Below are 19,688 nucleotides of genomic sequence, written 5' to 3' on the forward strand. Positions count from 1 at the left end.
CCAGGATGCTACGTCCCCGACCTGAGCGGGAAGTCCAGAACCACCTCGGTCCCCCCGCCCTCCCGGGCACGCCACTCAATCGTTCCATCCAGATCAGTTGTCACCAGGGTTTTGACAATCTGAGTACCCAAGCCATTTCCAGGGCCCTCGCCATCGCCGATCCCAACCCCGTTATCTGCGATAACGACTTCGAGCCGGTCGTCGTATCTGCGTGAACGGATCCACACATTACCATGCACGGACTCATCTTCTGTTTCGCACACGAACCCGTGTTCAATCGCGTTCGTGACCAGTTCAGTCACTGCCAAAGCAAGCGAAGTTGCGTCAGCTGAAGAGATCGTCCCAAACTTCCCGATCTGTTCCAACACGATGTGTTTGTTCGGGTTGGCCAACGTGGGCCCCAGGCGCACACCCTTACTGACAACTTCATCGAAATCGACCTCAGGGTCTACTCCCTGGCTCAGCACGTCGTGCACAACCGCAATCACAGAAACCCTGCGCATCGCTTCTTCCAAAGCTGCCTGTGCTGCCGGGGACTCTACCCGGCGTTTCTGCAGTCGCAAAAGCGCTGACACCGTCTGCAGGTTGTTCTTAACCCGGTGGTGCATTTCCCTGATCATCGTGTCCCGCGACAACAGATCTCGTTCGCGCCGACGAATCTCGGAAATGTCCCGTACCAGCAACAAAGCTCCCGTCCGGAACTCCCCACGACGGAACGGAATGGAACGCACAGACACGGAAACTTTTTTCGACTCCAGCTCTGTGCGCCATGCAGCCCGCCCAGTGAGAACCAGCGGAAGAATTTCGTCAACCGGCCGTAGCTTCGACAACAGATCCGACATCAGTTCTGCTAAATAACGTCCCTCGAGCTCGCCTTTGTACCCCAGGCGGTATAAAACCGAAATCGCATTGGGCGAGGCATACCGCACACGACCTTCACGGTTGAGAACGAGCATGCCATCGCCCACACGAGGCTCACCACGTCGCACACCTGACGGGGCTTCCACATCAGGAAAATACCCTTCCGCAATCATCGACAAGAGCATCACGCCAGCCGAACGATAATTGCGCTCCATGCGCGAATAGTTAGCCTTACGCTCAACGTCCGAATGGATGGTGAGGACCGCGATCACTGAACATTCACGCACAACTGGGACCGCCTCGGCTCCTTGCAGCATGCCCTCTTCAGAGCCGTACTGGCGGGTCTGAGCAGACTCCATCGCGTCGGAAATCAGCGACCTTTCGGCATCGTTTGCCACGGTCCCGATCTCGTCGTGCGGGTACACAGTCGACCCTGTATTGGGTCGGCAGTGAGCCACAACAGTAAACGTGTCGCCCTCTTTTACCCACAAAACAAGGTCTGAAAAGGCGAGGTCTGCGATCATCTGCCAGTCTTCAACAAGCAGATGCAACCACTCGATATCGTCTTCGTCGGTGATTCCCTTGCTGTGCAACAGATCAGCAAATGCGCTCATCTGCTAGTCCAGTTGAGACTGGTACACGGTCGAACGCACCAGCGAACGAATCATGCGCAACAGCACAGACAGAGGTGCCTGGTCGACGTGCTCGAGTGAAAGCACCTCGTCAGCCGTTTCGCGGACCTTGCGCAAGGACGTTTCGTTGTGCACTTGCCATTGAGCAAGACGGTCATCCGAGCGGTCCTGTGCCGTGCCCTTGTCAGACTGGGTCGACTCCAGCACCGCATCGACAATAGCTGCGACTGCTTGGTAGTAATCGTCTCGCAGCGCGCCACGAGCCAGCGCGGTCCACCGCGAAGAGCGATCCAAAGCACCAATGTTTTCCAGGATCTTGACCCCGTGGATCAGTTCGGTCACACCGAAGTAGATTTCAGCGACCTCTTCCGCATCTGATTCCGAGGTTGCCGCGATCTGCGCAACCGTGAGCAATGCGTACTCGTCGAGCATCCCCGCCGCACGGTACGACAGGTCGGTGGGGACACCTCGGCGCACAAAGTCACCAACCCGGCCTTCGAGCTTGTCACGGTCAGAGCCTCGTACCAAAGCTGGCAAATGTGGGCGGAGCTCAGTCACCGTTGGCCGGTAACGCGCAATCTCATCTTCGACTACGAAGAAGTCTGGCGCCTGGTTAACGAACCAGCGCGAAGCCCGATCCAAAAGACGGATGTAGTTGTTTTGTAAAGCTACCTGAGTCGCAGTGTCAACCTTGTTGTCCAGCGCAAAAATCTCAGCGAAATGCTCGTCCAGGTCGAATACTTCACTCACTGTGGTGAACACACGAGCGACGTGTGGAATGGACGCACCGGTTTCTTCCACAAGACGGAAGATGTAGGTCAGACCACCTCGGTCAACCATGCGGTTCACCAGATGTGCCGTCGCAATCTCCCGGAACAGAGGGTGCTCTGTGAGCTGTTCAGCATACTTTTCCGTGAGCGTCTTGGGGAAGTACTGCAGCACATGCTTCTTCATGAACGGTTCGTCTGGAACGTCTGATTCAAGAATCGCATCGGCCGCGTTCATCTTCACATATGCCAGCAAAACGGCCAGTTCAGGCGAAGTGAGTCCCACGCCCTGTTCAGATACCCGCCTATTGAGTTCCTTGCTGCTTGGGAGGAACTCAACGGCCCGGTCTAGTCCCTGGTTGTTTTCCAAGTACTTCATCAGACGGCTCAGCGTGCCAGTGAGACGCAGGCTGTTGCTACGAGCCTCACCCATCGCCACATTTTGTGAGTAGTTATTAGCGAGAACCAGATCAGCGACTTCGTCAGTCATTGATTCCAGGACGCTCACACGGTCTTCTGCCGGGAACTCGCCGTGCTCAATTAGCGTGGACAGAAGCAGTTTGATGTTCACTTCGTTGTCCGAAGAGTCCACTCCTGCTGAGTTGTCGACAGCGTCAGTGTTGATCTTCTGACCGTTCAACGCTGCTTCAATACGACCCAGCTGCGTGACACCCAGGTTTCCACCTTCACCGACGACACGGGCACGCAAATCCGCTCCGTTAACTCGGACAGCGTCGTTTGCCTTGTCTCCGACTTGCGCGTGGGTTTCGGCCTCCGACTTGATGTAGGTTCCGATTCCCCCGTTGTAGACCAGGTCAACCGGGGCGCACAGAATTGCACGAATCAGATCGGGTGCCGTGTACGCGCCAGCCTTCATCCCCAAAGCTTCAGCTGCTTCAGGTGAGACTTCGATCGACTTCGAGGACCGCGAGAATACTCCACCGCCAGCGGAAATCAGGTCCCGGTTGTAGTCCTGCCAGCTAGAACGTGGCAGTTCAAACAGGCGTTTCCGTTCGTGATACGAGGTCGCTGCATCAGGGCATGGGTCAATGAAAATGTCGCGGTGGTCAAATGCCGCCACCAAACGGATGTGTTCGGAGCGCAACATTCCATTACCGAACACGTCACCGCTCATGTCACCGATACCTACAGCAGTGAAGTCGTCAGTCGCAGTGTTGACACCCAGCTCACGGAAGTGGCGTTCGACCGACTTCCACGCACCGCGGGAAGTAATCGCCATCGCTTTGTGGTCATACCCAGTTGAACCACCTGAAGCAAAGGCATCTTGGAGCCAGAAGCCCCGGTCCACCGCGATCTTATTCGCCACATCTGAGAACCTGGCCGTGCCCTTGTCGGCTGCGACCACAAGATACGTGTCGTCTTCGTCGTAACGAACCGTGCGTTCAGGGTGCACCGTCTTCTGCTTGCCGTCTTCAACCACCAGGTTGTCGGTCACGTCCAAAAGCGAACTGATAAAGACTTCATAAGCAGCCTGGCCCGCAGCACCCCACGCATCGCGGTTCACAGCAGGGTCTGGCAGGCGCTTAGGGTAGAACCCACCCTTGGCTCCTGTAGGCACAATGAGCGCATTCTTCACCATTTGAGCCTTCACCAGGCCCAACACTTCAGTGCGGAAGTCATCTCGCCTGTCAGACCACCGCAGACCACCACGTGCCACGCGACCAAACCGCAAGTGGACACCTTCAACTTCAGGCGAGTACACAAACATTTCCAAAGCCGGACGCGGCTTAGGACTGAATTCGAGAAGCTCCGGCTTGATCTTAAATACGTTTGCTGGGCGAGGCTCACCGTTCTCATCACGCTGGAAGACGTTCGTGCGTACGGTAGCCGCGATCACCTCGGCGGTGGCACGCAAGATCCTGTCAGCGTCCAGGGACGTCACCTGGGCGAGTGCCTCGTAGATTTCTTCGGTTTTCTCTGCCACTGCGCTTTCGCGGTCCTGTGCGAAGTCAGGATCGAACTTAGCGGTGAACAACTCAACCAAGAGTCGCGAAATTTCAGGGTGGCCCGAATATACATCCCCCATGTTCTTTTCTGATAAGGAGAAGCCGCTCTGTCGTAGATAGTGCGAGATCCCACGCAGAAGCGCTACGTTTTGCCATGTCAGACCAGCCACAATGAGCTTGTCCATGCGACCGTGTTCACGCTTACCTTGCCACCCGGCTTTGAACGCATCTTCAATCCGTTCGAAGTCAGATTCAGAAACGTCTTGTGAGAACTCCAGACCAAAGTCGTAAATGTACCGGCTGGTGCCGTCGGCGAGCTCGAGGTGGTACGGACGCTCGTCAACGACCTCGGCACCCAAATTTGCCATGTACGGCAAAATGTCGCTCAAATTCGCAGGCTCAAAACGGTACAGTGCCAAGCGGATGTGACGGTCGGACGAGCCCTTAGCCCGCGTCACGTGCACATACGGCGTGTTGTCACTTTCCATCGCTTCGAAGCGCTGAACATCAGCAACAGCGTCATGCGGAGTGAAATCGTCTTGATAGGACGGTGGGAAAGCTTGTCCCCACAGCCCGCCACGTTGCGCTACAGCATGGCTCAAACGTTCGGAGGATGGCGACAGGAACTCGCGCACATCCTCATTCCACGACCGTAAAGCACCACGGATCCGGTTCGATACCTGCCCTGAAGGAATCTCCGGCAATAGGTCCTTGGGGTCAACCCGCACAACAAAGTGCAAACGGGCCAAGGCCGAGTCTGAGAGCAACACATCAAAGTCGACACTGCTTGCCCGGTAGAGTTCGCGCAACACGTTTTCAACGCGCCTGCGCGATGCCGTGTCGTACAGATCGCGTGGAACATACACCAACACCGAAACGTAACGTTCATACGTGTCCCGGCGGATGAAAACAGATGCTTCACGCTTTTCTTGCAGGTTGACCACCGACATTGCGATGTCGAGGATCTCTTCCTTCGCTGCGTGGAACATGTCGTCACGCGGGTAGGTTTCGAGGATCGACACCAGCTCATCACCGGAGTGCGTATTGCGTGAAATTCCGGATTCCCGAAGAATCCATTCACACTTTTCACGCACCACCGGGATCGTCAGAACCGAAGCCGTGTACATCGACGAGGTGTACAAGCCCACAAAGCGACGTTCACCGATGATGCGGCCGTTTTCGTCGAATGTTTTGATGCCCAAGTAGTCCAGGAATCCGCGTCGAATGAGTTTGGAACGCGAGTTCGCCTTGGTGAGCACCAAGACATGACGGTCCGAGGCGTGTGACGCAACTGCCCGTGACAGTGGGGACGCTTTGGGTTCGCGCAAAGCGCTGATACCACGAGCTGTCCCTGGAATCGGTTCAAGCGAAGTGGTTTCACCGTTGTTTTCCAAACGGTATTCGCGGTATCCCATGAACGCGAATCGCCCATCAAGCCAGTCCAGAAGATCGGCTGCTTGTGCTGCTTCTGTCCGCAAGTCGATCCCGGGAGGTTGGTTGCGCAACTCCGCTGCGATTTCTTTGGCCTTTGCCGCCATGTCGTCGCGGTCGCGGTCTGCCGCACCTACGAATTCAATGGTCTGAGCGATCTTTTTACGCAGCGCGTCGAATTCGGGTTCGGGGATCGCGTCGATTTCGATGTGCGTCCAGGACTCCAGCGTTTCGTCATCTTTGGTGACGTCCGCGGTGATGATGGGCAGGACCGAGGTGGTTGTCTCCGTGGTGTGTGCCGTCCCTTGAGGAGCGATGATGCGCAGCCCGTCACCGGTTCGTTCAGTGATGACTTGGGGGTGGTGAACAGCGCGCAGAGCGTAGCCTTCGCCCGTGAGGTCTGCGGTCAGAGAAGACAGCAAGTAGCGCATGTCACTGACCACGATGTCGATGACAGTGCGACTACCGGAGTAGTCGGGGTCGGAAGGTTCTGGGTTGTGGATGTCGATAACCGCTTGTTCGCCGGTGTATTGGCTAGCCACTTCCCAGTGATGGATCGCTACGGCGGCGAGCGTTTTGGCTCCGTAGGTTTCAAAGTCGGAAGACGCTATGCGCGGGTAGTAGGTTTCAAGCAAATTTTGGGGCGGGGTGTGCCCCGTCAATGAGTGCCATGCTTGGGCGATCTCGGCCGGGTAGACCTCGGTCACTTTTTCACCTCTTATGTAGGGTTGTTTCCTCGTGTTCATCCTTGAACTTGTCTCTACTGTACGTCGAATGTGTGCCTGGTTCGAAGTCTTGGGCCTGGTCTTCGTCAGAAATAACTCAGTCGTGCAACACTTGCCTCATGAAGTCCATTCGCATGCAACAGAACTACGGCCGGTCGCCTCAAGAACTTCTCGAATTACTTGCTACTGAAAAGTTCTGGAAGGAACACAATTTTGAGTTCTCACGTGAAGGTGATGCTGACTCCGGTTGGCTTGTGCGCGTGATGTGTCCCGTAGATAAGGACCAGGTTCCGACCCAGTTCGCGCAGTTCATCTCACCTAATGTGCGCGTCAAGCAGGAAGCCCGTGTTCCAGCTGCGAAAAACGACGGCGGAGTTGTCTCATACCAAGCGCATGCCCCTGGTGTTCCAGCACAAGTGGGAGCCGACATCACAATAGAGGGCCAAGGTAGTTCATCAACAGTGACTGTCAATGCCACCCTGACGGTCAACGTTCCGTTTGTGGGCCCCGCGCTTGAAGGCAAAGCTGAACCCACTGCCCGCAAATTACTTCAGCGTCAGCTCGATAAGCTCGCGGAACTCTGAGGCGTCATACCACACCAAGGACGCGTCACGCAGAATTGACAGATTAGCCTGAGCGTCGCTGCCCAGCCGACTCAGTTCGTCCGGGTCATCGATGTGCGCGCTGACTACTTTGGACGGGTCTAACTGGGCAGGTTCAAACGCCAACACGTCACCCCCAGCGTCCGTTGTGTTCCTAGGTGCTGGGATGTCAGCCGCCAGCACCACGCGGCCTTCGCCAGCCTGAGCTGCATTTTCTTCAAGAGCTGCGGCAGCATAGCTCATCGCTAACCATTCGACTTCGTCGAGTGCGTCGCCTTTGAGACCGTGGGTGCGCGGGTGTGGAGTAAACGCGATTGAAGGCGTAACGTTGGGCCACGCACGGAATTCGGAAACTGTCAGTGGGAAGTACGCTCGAACGCTCATACTGCCATCTTCCGCTTTCGTCTGCGCGTGCGCGAAGGTTCGGCTCGGCGTGGCGCAAACCGTTCACTCAGTTCGGTGATGGCTAGGGAAAAGGGCGCCCGAGGTGTCATTTCGGTGACCGTCCGACCGGCAAGTACCGCCCGGTCGACGTCTTTGACTGATTCGGGGATAAAAACGGGGTCGTTGACATGCGTGAACTTAGACAGTGTGGCCGCAAGTGTTTTCTCTGGCGACTGTCCAACCGCGCTCGCCCGAACCCGGTTAATCACAGTAGTGAAGTCCACGAGGTCGCGGATGCGGTGACTGTCCAGGAGTTCTACGAGTCGTTTAAGTCCCATAGGGTCCCCGGTTCCCACAACAACTGTATGGTCTGCTCCGTCCAGAACTACTCGAGTCGCGCTATGCCGGTCATAGTACGGGTCGGCAAACTCGTCGTCGGGGTCAATCCTGTCCGAAATATCCACCACGACCCAGGTGTAATGGGCGCGCAAAGTCTGTAACACCTCGGCTAGGTGGGCCGGTTTCACTTCCGGCCATCTCTCTGCCCGCGACAAACCTGTCACTACGTGAAAGTTAGGATCAAAAACGGTGACTGCCTCTTCGATTGTGCTGGCAGTCAGGTTTTCGACATTCCGGCACAGAGTAACCAGCTGAGGGGTGTCAGATAGGACTCCCAAAAGCGCTGCCTGAACAGAGTTCACCGTATCAGCGTCGACGAGAACTGCTGTGTCGTGTTGTGCAAGAGCATGCGCCAAGTTAGCGGCGACCGTTGAACGTCCCGGAGCTGAGCCTGTCCCCCACACCGCAATGATTCTTCCCAGTGCCGTAGGGGAAGGAGCGGGTGCGAAATCAGGTTTGGGCGGAGCTACCACTGACGCTGAGACTCGCCTCAGAGCGGCAGCGAGTTCATTGGGCGAGGCCCACGGAGACACATGTTCGTTCACGTCCCACGCTGCGACAGCCGACTCAGCTTCACCGAATCCCAACACTTTTCCTGAGTTCCCACGAATTCGGCGGACGAGTTCGCGGTCGGCTCCGGTGAAGTACTCACCCAAGATGACCACGTCGCCAGTTCCCGCCACAACTGCAGCCAGTAGCTCACTTTCATCGGCAGGACGAGCCTGAACCGAAACTCCGTCGAGATCGTTAAGAACAGACACGAGTTGCGATTCGAACTCCACATCGACAGCCACAATGACGTGAATCGTCATGAGGTTTCCTTGGGGTAAGCCACAATCGAGACCCGGTGATCAGTCGCAACAACTTCGAGTACCTGCTGGAGTTTGTCGTTGGGCACATAGATTTCGAGACGCGTTCCAGCGGTCGAGGTGAAGCCACCTTCGTCACGTCCCACCGCATGCACATGGGCACGCGAAAGCACTTCGACAGGTTGGGCCTCTTCGTCTTTAGTATCCGTTGCCCAGACATCGACAAAAGCCCCCGCCTGTACTGCTTGCGGCAGGTTTCCAGGAATATCCAACGCGATCACACGACCGTCCAAGCGAGCAGGATCAACGAGAACAGACGCGGGAACCAGTTCACCTGCAGCGACTGAACCTGTGACAGACATACCGACAGGCGAGGACTGATCTGCGCGCACATACTTGTCCTCTGTATCTGGAAGTCGCACTTCAACTGCAGTGAGTGAGTCTTGGTCAATGGTGCTTCCCGAAACAAGTGGTTTAGACGCCGCCCACACGGTGACGGTGTTTGCAACGCGCGTGATGACAGCCCACGTACCTAAGAGCGAGGCGATCACGAGGATGATTCCCACGAGAACTCGCGGATCTCGCATTCGAGGGAGAGTAAATCTGGGTGTTTCTTTCATGGTTGTTCTCCGTTGAACTACACGACAGTGAACGAAACTCCAACGCCAAATGGTATCATTTGATATCAAATGGCATTTTTCGTCCATTTGCATTCATTCTATGTACGTTTCACACGAAAGGGAACCCTCATGGCTATTGAAACTCGATTCCTCCCCCTCACGGATGTAGCAGAAATACTCAGCGTTTCGATCGCACAAGCTCGCGCTTTGGTGCGCTCAGGCGAACTGCGCGCAATTAAAGTCGGGGGACGCGGACAGTGGCGCGTCGAAAAAGGAGAACTGGAAGACTACATCCAGCGCATGTATCGCCAGGCTCAAGAAGAAGTCGAATCGCTTTCACAGAACTAGTCACTATTCGGGAAGCGCCCACACTGCGCGAATCCCAGTCAGTGGCACAACATCAAACTCTCCACCAGACCGCAATTGCACATAGTCGCGGCCCACTGCATCAATACTCCCCTCAGTGAAACCGCCAGCAAATTCCACGCGCACAAAAACCCTCTCACGAGCCCACGCACGTAACACCGACATCGCACTCATCATCCCCGGCTCACCGTGAACCCGCGACGCCATGCGAACAAGTTCCACATGAGCAAGCATCACCAATACCGGTCGTGTCTCCTGCACCAGCACGACCCATGTACTGCCGCATCGGTCAACGACGCCGCTAATCCCCCGCTTTTCGACCCACAGCGTGACCTTTTGCCCATGAGCCCCGGACAGCCTCTCCGCTAAGCTCCGTTCGGCAAACGCCTCCTCCACCAGATCAGCCTGCTGCCCCATGCGTTCATACGCATCACTGGAGTCTAAGCGCGCCGCCATGTCATCGAAAAGCTGATCCCACCGATCTGTCATACCGACATATTGCCATACCCAAAAAATAGTTATTCGAACATCATTGACTTTTAATCGCTTGGCATGGGTATATTCAGTTATTGATGTTTCAAGGAGGAAACATGTTTCATCGGATTATCGGAGTCTCAGTGGCCCATGCGACCCTCTGCTTTATGGCTGTCGTATGGAACCACAAAGCGTTAGAAGCAATTCATTCGGGTGATCTGAGCATGACGCTCATCGCCATTTGCGTATGCCTGGGAATCGCTGCGGGTATCCGGCTTCAGCTGGCAATTTTGGCAGTGTTCACCGCCTGGTGTGTTCGCCGCTTTGCGCCCCACCGTGGCCAGGGCCTGTCCCAACTCGCAGTCTGGTTAGCGCCTACCCACTTCAAGAAGGGCATCGCTGTTGCTGTTGGGCTCGTCATTGCGAGCGCGTCACACGCCACCGCAGCACCCATGTGGCCAACCAGTAGTCCATCCTCACCTGCACTAAAAGCACCTGAGCCAGCAACTCCGTCGCCCATATGGCCTACGAGCACTTTGCCATCACCCCACGTGGAAACGCCTGGACCGGCACTCCCCTCACCCACATGGCCCACTACCAACTCTGAACGACCTCGGGAAACCGCGCCACCCGCGCCATCACCGTCACCCACAAGCGAGTCGCCCCCTAAGAAGAAAACAGCACCCAAGGAGAAGCGAACCTACACCGTTCGAAAGGGCGACTCTCTATGGAAAATCGCGCAAAAGATGAATGTCGACCCCGACGCACTGTTTAACGCGAACCGCAAAACAATCGGAAAGAATCCCAACTTGATCTTCCCCGGACAGGAACTGAACGTGCCATGACCGCACAACTCGACGCGCCCGTGATACGTAAACCACACGCGCGCACATCACACACTCGCCCCACCCCACCAGCTCCTCGCTCACCACGCGTGGAAACCAGCGGAGTGGACAACGTCGTGACGGCCCTCGCCGTTGCGTGCGTTGAAATCCTTCAGGGGCGTCGCTCCGCCTCAACGCTCGTCAGATGGGCAACCCCTGAACTCATTGACCGTTTACGCACGTTCGCACAGGTGCGAACCAAATTGGCCCGTACACGCCCAGCACCGGCAGCCCGTATCTCACCAGGCGCCATCCGAGTGTGTCATCTGAACCCAAACGTGGTGGAAGCAAGCGTCAACATCATGAGCCCTGACCGCAGACGCGCTGTAGCGTTACGCCTAGAAAGCACGTCCGGGCGGTGGATTCTGCACGAGCTCGTCATTGTGTGAAGCTCGCTCGCGTCGAGCTTCACAGCAACGAGTGATGCCTAGCGCTTCTTCTTTTTCTTCGCCTGCCTGCGCTGTTGACGGTTCTTCGGAGCTTCATCCTGAGGTTCGTCTTCTGGGGTAACGTCGGTTCCGCCGTCTTCAGAAGGCGCGGACAAGAGAAGTCTCGTCTTCTTCTGCTTGAGCTCCTCAGCCTCGACTTCAACAAAGTCATCGGACGGATCTTCTAGATCCTTCCCTGGGTTAACGGTCACCTTAACCTCGAGCGTGTTCGTCAGGCGAACCACATCTTCCTTGATGCCTTCCTGCATCTGGTTGAACATATCGAAACCTTCACGCTGGTACTCCACAAGAGGGTCGCGCTGTGCCATAGCGCGCAGGCCAATACCGTTCTTGAGGTAATCCATTTCGTACAGGTGATCACGCCACCGCTTGTCGATCACGCTGAGGATAACGCGACGCTCCATTTCGCGTGCGCCTTCTTCGCCCAGCTGTTCCTCGCGTTCGCCGTAAGCCACTTCCATATCAGACAAGAGTTCGGTGAAGACTTTGTCTCGCGTCAAAGAAGCCTTACCGCCAGCGTCTTCCACGAGCTCTTCAGCTGTGATGGTGGGCTCGTAAAGCTCGCCAACAGCGCTGAACAGTTCGTCCAAGTTCCAGTCTTCTGGGCTGCCCGCAGTAGCACCGTTCACGTATGCCTGCATAACGTCTTCACGGAAGTTCGCAACCTGTTCGGCGAGATCTTCTCCCTCAAGAACCTTGTTGCGCTCACCGTAGATCACAGTGCGCTGACGGTTGAGAACGTCGTCGTACTTCAAAACGTTCTTACGCTGTTCAGCGTTACGCTGCTCGATCTGAGTCTGAGCAGACAAAATCGCACGAGTCACCAGTTTCGATTCAAGCGGCTCGTCTTCTGGCGCTTTTGTCATTGTCAAAATACGCTCAGCCGCATTTGCCCCAAACAGGCGCATCAAGTCATCGGTCAGCGACAAGTAGAACCGCGATTCACCTGGGTCACCCTGACGGCCGGCACGACCTCGGAGCTGGTTGTCGATACGGCGCGATTCGTGGCGTTCGGTACCCAGAACGTACAAACCACCGAGTTCACGAACTTCTTTGGCTTCTTCCTCTACGCGCTCCTCAATCTCAGCCAGGACATCCTGCCACGCTTCTTCATAAGTTTCAGGGTCCTCGTGCTGGTCGTATCCGCGCTTTTCCATTTCGGCAACAGCCAAGTGCTCAGCGTTACCACCTAACATGATGTCTGTACCACGCCCGGCCATGTTGGTGGCCACGGTGACAGAGCCCTTCCGACCGGCAAGCGCGACAATCGCGGCTTCCCGTTCGTGGTGCTTGGCGTTGAGAACCTCGTGGCGAACTCCACGCTTGGCGAGCAAGCGGGATAGGTATTCGCTCTTTTCCACGCTGGTTGTACCCACCAGGATTGGTTGTCCTTCTTCGTGACGTTCAGCAATGTCATCGACAACCGCGTTGAACTTCACTTCCATGTTGCGATACACGATGTCTGTGTGGTCGACACGCTGGTTGGGTTTATTGGTTGGGATAGGAACAACACCCAGTTTGTAAGTGGAGTTGAACTCTGCCGCTTCGGTTTCTGCAGTACCTGTCATTCCCGACAGTTTGTCGTACATGCGGAAGTAGTTCTGCAACGTGATGGTGGCCAGCGTCTGGTTTTCAGCCTGAACTTTCACGCCTTCTTTAGCTTCAATTGCCTGGTGCAAACCTTCGTTGTACCGGCGGCCTTTAAGAATACGTCCCGTGTGTTCGTCAACAATGAGCACTTCACCGTCAAGAACCACGTAGTCCTTGTCGCGCGTGAACAGCTCTTTTGCCCGAATCGAGTTGTTGAGGAAGCTGATGAGCTGAGTATTGGCTTCGTCATACAGGTTCCCAATACCCAGGTAGTTTTCCACCCGCTCAATACCGGCTTCCATCACACCTACGGTGCGCTTCTTTTCGTCGACTTCGTAATCACGGTCGCGCTTCAAACGCTTCACCACGGTTGCGAAATCGCCGTACCAGCGGTCGGCATCACCCTCAGAAGGGCCAGAAATAATCAATGGTGTACGGGCTTCGTCAATCAGAATTGAGTCAACCTCGTCAACGATCGCAAAAGAGTGGCCACGTTGCACTTTTTCGTCGGCCGTCCATGCCATGTTGTCGCGCAAATAGTCGAAACCAAATTCGTTATTGGTGCCGTAGGTAATGTCAGCGGCGTACTGCTTACGGCGAACATCAGGTGTTTGTTGAGCCAAGATGCATCCCGTTTCCATTCCCAAGAAACGGAAAACACGGCCCATCAGTTCAGACTGGTAGCTTGCCAGATAGTCGTTCACCGTCACCACGTGAACACTGCCCCCAGTCAAGGCATTGAGATATGCCGGCGCCGTCGCAACCAGTGTCTTACCTTCACCGGTCTTCATTTCCGCAATGTTGCCTAAGTGCAGCGCGGCACCACCCATCAACTGCACGTCATAGTGTTTAAGCCCCACCGTTCGGGAGCTGGCTTCACGGACGGCCGCAAACGCCTCGGGAAGAATTGAGTCAAGTGATTCGCCGTCTTTGAACCGTTCTTTAAAACGATCTGTCTCTTCACGAAGTTCGGTGTCTGACAGCTTTTCGAACTCTTCCGACAGTTCGTTGATCGCCGTGGTGTAGTTACGCAGTTTTTTGAGTGTGCGTCCTTCACCCCTCCGGAGCAGCTTCTCCAGGATATTGGCCACGATTCTCCTCGACTGTTAGGCGGACGGTTTACCGCATGATAAATCCGCGCCTCAGTTTAGCGCGGTTAAATGGTGAACACACAATGTGGCCGGCACTTTGGCCGGCCACATGCGCAAAAATTAATCTTCAGTCAGTTCTGGGTCCAAGGTAATAACACCGTAGCTCCACCCGCGACGCTTGTACACCACCGACGGCTTTGTGGATGCTTCATCGATGAAGAGGTAGAAGTCGTGCCCCACCATTTCCATGCGGTTGATCGCTTCATCTAGCGCGATGGGGGTTGCGGCGAAGGTTTTTTCACGCAGAACCACAGGTGAGTCACCCTCTGATGGAACGCGTCCGCCCGTCTGGTCGATGTTCTGGGGCGTTTCGCGTTTTTCGTCCTTCTCGTTTTCAGAAGGAATGACCGGGTCGACGACTTCCATGCTGGCCAAGACTTCTGCCGTCGAAGCACTCCGGTGCTTACCTTGGCGCGAAATCTTCTGCCGGTCACGTGCGCGTCGCAAACGTTCAAGCAGCTTCGCCCAGGCGAGGTCCAAAGCGGCGTATTTGTCTGACGCTGTGGCTTCTGCACGCAACACTGGCCCTTTAGCAATTACCGTGATTTCAATGCGTTCGGTGTTTTCCGGCTGACGTACGTTGGGGTCGTGAGTGAGAACAACTTCAACGCGGAGTGCGCGAGGTGCGAGTTGTTCAACTTTGGAGACTTTGTCCTCTACATGCGACCGGAAGCTTTCAGAAAGGGTGACGTTGCGTCCTTTGACTACGATGTCCACGATGCTCTCCTTTGCACCTCGAAAACTGTTCACCATAAATGGTGATAGTTCATTCTTCCCTATTTTCTTCGCAGTTTCTATTTTCTGAGCCCGTAATCCCGATACTTGCAACAGCAACGATATCAATGTGGGATTCACGCAAAACCCTCGCTGATTCAGCCACCGTCGCCCCAGTTGTCACAATGTCGTCCACAACGATCACCCGGATATCCCGCGGCCACTTAGAAACAACCTCGGGATGGGAAATTCTGTGGGTTCCCCGCACATTCCGGCGCCTCCCGTGCGCCCCTGATCCCACCTGATCGCCGCGTCCACGGACCGCCAGAACCGGCGCTACGCGCATGGGGAAACCGTCGCGGATGAAATGTTCAGCGGCGTTGCGGGCAAGTGTTTCCACGTGGTTTCCTCCGCGCTTTCGGGCCGAGGTGGCCCTAGCTGGCACGGGCACCAACAGCACCGGCGCGGAACTCACAGGAGCCTCGGCAAGAGCGCTAGCGATTGCGCGTGCAAGCATGAGCCCCAGAACTGGGGCAAGGTCGCGTCGGTCGTGTTCTTTGTAGTTGACGATAACGTTGCGCAACACGCCTTCGTACGAGCCCGCTCCGTAGGCTTTGACCGTTCCGTACCGTGGCATGGTGGCGACAGGTTCGGTGTCGAGGCTCCTCACACAAGCGGAGCACAGAGACACGGTTTCACATCCGCACCCGGCGCACACGCGCGGAATCAAAAGGTCGACGAACTCCGACAGCATGTGTCACCCGGGGTAAGCGGGGTCCTTGATGTTGGAGTCGAGCAGACGTTGCCACGAACCGGAGGTGTAGGTGAAAAGTTCTCCGTTGCGCGTCCCCACGCGAACGGACGACGTGTCCGCGCCAGAAGTGATGGAAACACCTTCGGATACAGTTCCCAGCGCTTCAGCGTTTCCTCCGACTTTCTGAATGTACGGCTGGGCGGGTTCTTCTGCAGTGCGAGCCGCCAGCATTGCCAGGTCTTGGGAACCAGCCCAGGAAACGTCCTCGATCTTCTTGAATCCGGTCGCTACCTTAAACGTTCCATTGCCGGTCAGTTTGGTGGGTTTGTTTTCACTGTCGCGGGCAATTCCCACAATGTCGATATGTGATTCGTCGTTACTGTGGGAAAGAACCATGAGCCGTGTTCCATCTGGGGAAACACGTATAGCTCGGATGTCTTTATTCTTGACGAACCCAATATTGATGCGCGCTAGCTCACCTGAAGCGCGGACTGCCATCAAGTCATTTCCTTCACGTTCTGCCGTCCAGATCCACTCGAAGCGGTCAAAGCTGGGGGCGAGAAGGTCACGTCCCACAAGAACCTGGGTGGAGGATCCTTGTGTGCGGTCAAAGTGATTGATTTCTTTGCCCGATTTGCTCAACCACGCAACCGCGTCTGCGTCCATGCTCAAGGCCGGTGCGCGGCCCCCGTCCACGCGAGGTGATTTGTCGATGGTGTTTCGTTCGTTGCCGTTGAGCAAAACCAGGGAGTCGTCCGAAATTGCAACGGCAACTGGTTCGCTGGGAACTCGAGCGTTGACCGACACTCCGCCAGTGAGGGTGGCGTCCGGGGTTTGGAGTTGAAGCGAGGTCACGGATCCCAACGAGAGGAGCGTCGTTTCGAGTTGGGTGAAAATCCGTTCGCGCGTTTTGTTGTCTAAGCCGGTTGCACTGAGTCCCACCTCGGCCTGGCCATCGTGGATAGTGACTGACTGTGGTGTCAAGGAAGTGTTGTCGGGAATGGGAGAGACGACAGCACCGGCCAGGTATTTGGCGGGGCCATCCAGGGTTGCGCGCACCATGTCCGTTGTGGTGGAAGAAGTGCGAAGGAACCACCGTAGGTCTGGGACTAAGTAGTTGAAGTCGGGGGTGTAGAAGTGCAGAGGGATCGGGCGGAACATGTTGTCAAAGTTGGTGCGGGACACCAACAGCCCGTCGGGTGCTTCGGAAATACGCCATTCACCGTTGACTTGGCGTAGGTGGAATTCCATGGTGGCCGAGGTGTCCGCTTCGTTTTCGTGTAAGACTCCCCTTTCGTCGAGTCCGGCGCTCACAGGGATCTCGAATGACACTGTTTGTGAGTCGGTTGCGATGTTCGTGGTGACTGAGTCCAGGCTGACTTCGCGTTTGACGATTTTGACGCTCGATGTGGGGTTCCATTCTGCGGCCAGTGAGTCGGTGAGGAAGGAACGTGCGACGCTGAAGTTGTTGTTAAAGCTAGCGCCTGCAGTGATAAAGCCACGAACAATAGCGTCCGGCCCGTCGCCTGGTTTGGGACCTTCGGCGTCTACGCGGGTTTGGGCTCCTGATTCGGGGTCAACGGTGATCGTTCCCACTTGGCTGTCGGACGGGATTCGGGCACACGCGCTGGCTCCCATAAACAGGAAGATGCAGACGAGAACTGCGAATAGTCGGCGCATCAGCTGTCCTCCTCTTCCACCACAATAGGGATGCTTCCAGTGTGCACACGAACGGAGCCGTCCGAGGTGGGTGGCCCGGCCACGATTGACGCACCTTGTACGCGTGCGTCTGCCGGCGGTAGGGGTAGGGGTGAGCGCGTAATGGTGCTTCCTGCTCGCCGCGGAATCGTGAGCCGGAAGCACGTTCCGTTTCCTTTTTGAGACCACACTTGGAGCCACCCGTTGTGAAGGTGGGCATCTTCGAGTGAGATCGCAAGCCCGAGCCCAGATCCACCGAGTGTTCGTTTGCGGGAGGGGTCGGCTCGCCAGAATCGGTCAAAAACGTTTTCAAGTTGGTCGTCTGTCATGCCGATTCCGTGGTCGCGCACTGAGACGGCGACGGCTTGTGCGTTTGATCCCACGTACACGTCGATCCGTTTTTGGTCGCCGTGTTCTACCGCGTTGACTACTAAGTTGTTGACGATCCGGGTGATACGAATTCTGTCTGCTTCAGCCATAACGGGGGCCGATGGGGCGTGGATGAGGATTTCGGTGTTCGCCTGGCTGGCAACCATAGACACGCTTTCAACAACCTCGGATACGATCTCAGTGATGTCCAAAGGCTTGGCAAGCAGGTTTGCCGCCCCTGCGTCGTGGCGAGAAATTTCCAGAAGATCTTCGAGTAGAACTTCGAAACGTTCAACTTGTGAGTTGAGCAGTTCGGCTGATCTGCGGGTCGATTCATCGAATTCGTCGCGTGATTCAAAGATCATGTCCGAGGCGATGTGGATGGTGGTCAGGGGCGTGCGAAGTTCGTGGGACACATCGGACACGAACTGGCGTTGCAAGACAGTGAGTCGCTCCATGCGTTCAATCTGGTCTTGCAGATTGTCCGCCATGTCGTTAAATGACTGTGCCAGTGTTGCGATTTCATCACGGCCAGAGACAGGCATGCGCTGATTGAGGTCACCGTCGGCAATTTTGCGGGCGACTTCAGACCCAGCTTTGACAGGCACCACAACGAATCGAGTCACTAACCATGCGACTCCTCCGACCAGAATGCTGAGAACCACGCCAGAAACCCCCAGGGCACGTTGCACAAAGTCCAGGGTCCCTTGTTCTTCTGTCAGATCTGCGACCGTGTACAGGATGAAGTCACCCTGCCCGTTAACGGTCAGACGCTGTGCGACGATCAGCCCGGGGGCTTCTGTTCCGGCCAGTTCAGCTGACTGAAATTTTTGGTTGCCCGCAGGCGATTCACGAATCGATTCGCGTAGCTCTGGGCTGATGTCCGACACGGACATCGGTTCATACCCGGTTGTGATGGCAACGAGGGGTGGCACTGTGGAATTGCCTGCTGGCTCAAGTGCGATGGCTTGCAGTTGCAAGGATGAGCGCGACAGCATGGAACGCAGCTGCGCGTTCAGGGCGTCGGCGGCTTCTTGTGAATCGGACAGGCCAGACAGGGCTTCCAGTTCTGCCACATAGCCGTTTGTTGTGGCTGAGACATCAGACTGTTTGGATTCAAACAGTCCGCGCGCAATCTGTTGCGACAAGTACGCACCCACTCCGTAAATTGCGACGATAGTGAACACCACGGTCACCGCAACGACACGAACCTGGAGTGAATGCGTAAAGGTCCGAACGATTCCTCGAAAGAGAATGCGGATCCACGCCTGAACCCGGCGCAGACTCACTGGCTGTGACCAGCCTTGTAACCCACACCTCGGACGGTGACAACGATGTCAGGCTTTTCTGGGTCTTTTTCAATTTTGGACCGCAGACGCTGCACGTGAACGTTGACCAGACGCGTGTCGGCTGCGTGGCGGTAACCCCACACTTCTTCAAGGAGGGTTTCGCGGGAGAACACTTGCCACGGTTTCCGTGCCAGGGCTACTAGGAGTTCGAACTCCAATGGAGTGAGGCTCACGGGCTTGCCTGCTTTTTCGACTGTGTGGCCGGCGACGTCGATCGACACGTCGCCCACCTTCAGAATTTCTGGGGCTGAGGGTTCACTCATGCGTAGACGTGCGCGCACACGGGCCACGAGTTCTTTAGGCTTAAATGGTTTGGGCACGTAGTCGTCGGCTCCAGACTCGAGGCCCTTCACGACGTCCATCGTGTCGGACTTAGCCGTGAGCATCACAATCGGCACACCGGATTCTTCCCGGATTTCACGGCACACTTCCAAGCCGTCTTTTCCTGGCAACATGAGGTCCAGCAGGATGAGGTCGGGGCGCACGGATCGGAAGGCTTCTACGGCACCGTCACCTGTTGCGCAAAAGTGAGGCTCAAACCCTTCACTTTTTAAAACGATACCGATCATTTCAGCAAGTGCGGTGTCGTCGTCTACGACCAAGATTCGTGCGTTCATACCCTTATTGTCCAATACTGTGCGCGCGTTCCCAATTGTTTAGATATTTTTCGCGTGTGTGGGAACATTTTGCGCC

The 19,688-nt window shown here is 56.0% G+C and carries 16 protein-coding genes; 4 read left to right on the forward strand and 12 right to left on the reverse strand.

The annotated features are described in order from the left end of the window. Positions 1 to 8: 8 nt before the first annotated feature. Positions 9 to 1,475, reverse strand: a complete 1,467-nt coding sequence (locus HMPREF0183_RS07220) for a sensor histidine kinase (RefSeq protein ID WP_005884488.1) — start codon at positions 1,473 to 1,475, stop codon at positions 9 to 11. A 3-nt stretch (positions 1,476 to 1,478) separates the two neighbouring features. Beyond that, positions 1,479 to 6,365 carry an NAD-glutamate dehydrogenase gene (locus tag HMPREF0183_RS07225; RefSeq protein ID WP_040348489.1) on the reverse strand — a complete coding sequence of 1,629 codons (4,887 nt, stop codon included), beginning with the start codon at positions 6,363 to 6,365 and terminating at the stop codon, positions 1,479 to 1,481. A 137-nt stretch (positions 6,366 to 6,502) separates the two neighbouring features. On the opposite strand from HMPREF0183_RS07225, the gene HMPREF0183_RS07230 reads away from it, so the two are divergent. Further along, a complete protein-coding gene (locus tag HMPREF0183_RS07230) occupies positions 6,503 to 6,967 on the forward strand; it encodes a DUF2505 domain-containing protein (protein ID WP_169309667.1) in 465 nt (154 codons plus the stop codon). On the opposite strand, the gene HMPREF0183_RS07235 is transcribed toward HMPREF0183_RS07230, so the two are convergent. Genes HMPREF0183_RS07235 through HMPREF0183_RS12155 form a run of 3 tightly spaced genes read right to left on the reverse strand, consistent with a single transcriptional unit; the run spans position 6,929 to position 9,164 of the window. Continuing rightward, positions 6,929 to 7,369, reverse strand: coding sequence for a DUF6912 family protein (locus HMPREF0183_RS07235; protein ID WP_005884494.1), 441 nt, complete (start codon positions 7,367 to 7,369; stop codon positions 6,929 to 6,931). The genes HMPREF0183_RS07230 and HMPREF0183_RS07235 overlap by 39 nt on opposite strands. Then, positions 7,366 to 8,580, reverse strand: a complete 1,215-nt coding sequence (locus tag HMPREF0183_RS07240) for a CpaE/TadZ family protein (RefSeq protein ID WP_005884496.1) — start codon at positions 8,578 to 8,580, stop codon at positions 7,366 to 7,368. Before HMPREF0183_RS07240 ends, HMPREF0183_RS07235 begins: the two co-directional genes overlap by 4 nt. Further along, the gene (locus tag HMPREF0183_RS12155; protein ID WP_050775376.1) at positions 8,577 to 9,164 is read right to left on the reverse strand and encodes an SAF domain-containing protein; all 588 of its coding nucleotides are present in this window, start codon (positions 9,162 to 9,164) and stop codon (positions 8,577 to 8,579) included. The genes HMPREF0183_RS07240 and HMPREF0183_RS12155 overlap by 4 nt, the downstream gene beginning before the upstream one ends. 162 nt (positions 9,165 to 9,326) lie before the next feature. Between HMPREF0183_RS12155 and HMPREF0183_RS07250 the strand changes: the two genes are divergently transcribed. Next, the gene (locus HMPREF0183_RS07250; RefSeq protein ID WP_040348491.1) at positions 9,327 to 9,545 is read left to right on the forward strand and encodes a helix-turn-helix domain-containing protein; all 219 of its coding nucleotides are present in this window, start codon (positions 9,327 to 9,329) and stop codon (positions 9,543 to 9,545) included. Between the two features lie 3 nt (positions 9,546 to 9,548). On the opposite strand, the gene HMPREF0183_RS07255 is transcribed toward HMPREF0183_RS07250, so the two are convergent. Then, a complete protein-coding gene (locus tag HMPREF0183_RS07255) occupies positions 9,549 to 10,052 on the reverse strand; it encodes a hypothetical protein (protein WP_005884501.1) in 504 nt (167 codons plus the stop codon). A gap of 101 nt (positions 10,053 to 10,153) precedes the next feature. Here HMPREF0183_RS07255 and HMPREF0183_RS12160 point away from each other — a divergent pair, with 101 nt between their 5' ends. Together HMPREF0183_RS12160 and HMPREF0183_RS07265 are read left to right on the forward strand one after the other, a co-directional pair. Further along, positions 10,154 to 10,882 (forward strand): LysM peptidoglycan-binding domain-containing protein, encoded by a 729-nt coding sequence (locus tag HMPREF0183_RS12160; RefSeq protein ID WP_005884502.1) that lies wholly within the window; start codon positions 10,154 to 10,156, stop codon positions 10,880 to 10,882. After that, positions 10,879 to 11,310 carry an Rv3235 family protein gene (locus tag HMPREF0183_RS07265; protein WP_005884504.1) on the forward strand — a complete coding sequence of 144 codons (432 nt, stop codon included), beginning with the start codon at positions 10,879 to 10,881 and terminating at the stop codon, positions 11,308 to 11,310. Before HMPREF0183_RS12160 ends, HMPREF0183_RS07265 begins: the two co-directional genes overlap by 4 nt. A 38-nt stretch (positions 11,311 to 11,348) precedes the next feature. Here the strand turns inward: HMPREF0183_RS07265 and secA are convergent, their stop codons facing one another. The 6 genes from secA to mtrA all read right to left on the reverse strand — a co-directional run bounded on the left by secA (position 11,349) and on the right by mtrA (position 19,612). Continuing rightward, positions 11,349 to 14,051 (reverse strand): preprotein translocase subunit SecA, encoded by a 2,703-nt coding sequence (gene secA / locus HMPREF0183_RS07270; protein ID WP_005884506.1) that lies wholly within the window; start codon positions 14,049 to 14,051, stop codon positions 11,349 to 11,351. 120 nt (positions 14,052 to 14,171) lie between these two features. Beyond that, on the reverse strand, positions 14,172 to 14,828 hold the full coding sequence (gene hpf / locus HMPREF0183_RS07275; RefSeq protein WP_040348493.1) for a ribosome hibernation-promoting factor, HPF/YfiA family: 657 nt from the start codon (positions 14,826 to 14,828) through the stop codon (positions 14,172 to 14,174). A 49-nt stretch (positions 14,829 to 14,877) separates the two neighbouring features. Beyond that, positions 14,878 to 15,462: a ComF family protein gene (locus HMPREF0183_RS07280; RefSeq protein ID WP_156798200.1), complete on the reverse strand. Its 585-nt coding sequence runs from the start codon at positions 15,460 to 15,462 to the stop codon at positions 14,878 to 14,880. Positions 15,463 to 15,582: 120 nt separating this feature from the next. Beyond that, positions 15,583 to 17,259: an LpqB family beta-propeller domain-containing protein gene (locus HMPREF0183_RS07285; RefSeq protein WP_005884511.1), complete on the reverse strand. Its 1,677-nt coding sequence runs from the start codon at positions 17,257 to 17,259 to the stop codon at positions 15,583 to 15,585. Next, the gene (gene mtrB, locus HMPREF0183_RS07290; protein WP_005884513.1) at positions 17,259 to 18,935 is read right to left on the reverse strand and encodes an MtrAB system histidine kinase MtrB; all 1,677 of its coding nucleotides are present in this window, start codon (positions 18,933 to 18,935) and stop codon (positions 17,259 to 17,261) included. The genes HMPREF0183_RS07285 and mtrB overlap by 1 nt, the downstream gene beginning before the upstream one ends. After that, positions 18,932 to 19,612: an MtrAB system response regulator MtrA gene (gene mtrA / locus HMPREF0183_RS07295; protein ID WP_005884515.1), complete on the reverse strand. Its 681-nt coding sequence runs from the start codon at positions 19,610 to 19,612 to the stop codon at positions 18,932 to 18,934. The genes mtrB and mtrA overlap by 4 nt, the downstream gene beginning before the upstream one ends. Positions 19,613 to 19,688 lie beyond the last annotated feature (76 nt).

Origin of the sequence: Brevibacterium mcbrellneri ATCC 49030, assembly GCF_000178455.1 — a bacterium.
GTDB lineage: Bacteria > Actinomycetota > Actinomycetes > Actinomycetales > Brevibacteriaceae > Brevibacterium > Brevibacterium mcbrellneri.

What these genes read in the sequence shown, in the direction of transcription:
- HMPREF0183_RS12160 (WP_005884502.1), top strand. Translation starts at nt 10,154, where the DNA reads ATGTTTCATCGGATTATCGGAGTCTCAGTGGCCCATGCGACCCTCTGC.
- mtrA (WP_005884515.1), bottom strand. Translation starts at nt 19,612, where the DNA reads ATGAACGCACGAATCTTGGTCGTAGACGACGACACCGCACTTGCTGAA.
- HMPREF0183_RS12155 (WP_050775376.1), bottom strand. Translation starts at nt 9,164, where the DNA reads ATGCGAGATCCGCGAGTTCTCGTGGGAATCATCCTCGTGATCGCCTCG.
- HMPREF0183_RS07230 (WP_169309667.1), top strand. Translation starts at nt 6,503, where the DNA reads ATGAAGTCCATTCGCATGCAACAGAACTACGGCCGGTCGCCTCAAGAA.
- HMPREF0183_RS07220 (WP_005884488.1), bottom strand. Translation starts at nt 1,475, where the DNA reads ATGAGCGCATTTGCTGATCTGTTGCACAGCAAGGGAATCACCGACGAA.
- HMPREF0183_RS07235 (WP_005884494.1), bottom strand. Translation starts at nt 7,369, where the DNA reads ATGAGCGTTCGAGCGTACTTCCCACTGACAGTTTCCGAATTCCGTGCG.
- HMPREF0183_RS07265 (WP_005884504.1), top strand. Translation starts at nt 10,879, where the DNA reads ATGACCGCACAACTCGACGCGCCCGTGATACGTAAACCACACGCGCGC.
- HMPREF0183_RS07240 (WP_005884496.1), bottom strand. Translation starts at nt 8,580, where the DNA reads ATGACGATTCACGTCATTGTGGCTGTCGATGTGGAGTTCGAATCGCAA.
- HMPREF0183_RS07250 (WP_040348491.1), top strand. Translation starts at nt 9,327, where the DNA reads ATGGCTATTGAAACTCGATTCCTCCCCCTCACGGATGTAGCAGAAATA.
- HMPREF0183_RS07255 (WP_005884501.1), bottom strand. Translation starts at nt 10,052, where the DNA reads ATGACAGATCGGTGGGATCAGCTTTTCGATGACATGGCGGCGCGCTTA.
- HMPREF0183_RS07280 (WP_156798200.1), bottom strand. Translation starts at nt 15,462, where the DNA reads ATGCCACGGTACGGAACGGTCAAAGCCTACGGAGCGGGCTCGTACGAA.
- HMPREF0183_RS07285 (WP_005884511.1), bottom strand. Translation starts at nt 17,259, where the DNA reads ATGCGCCGACTATTCGCAGTTCTCGTCTGCATCTTCCTGTTTATGGGA.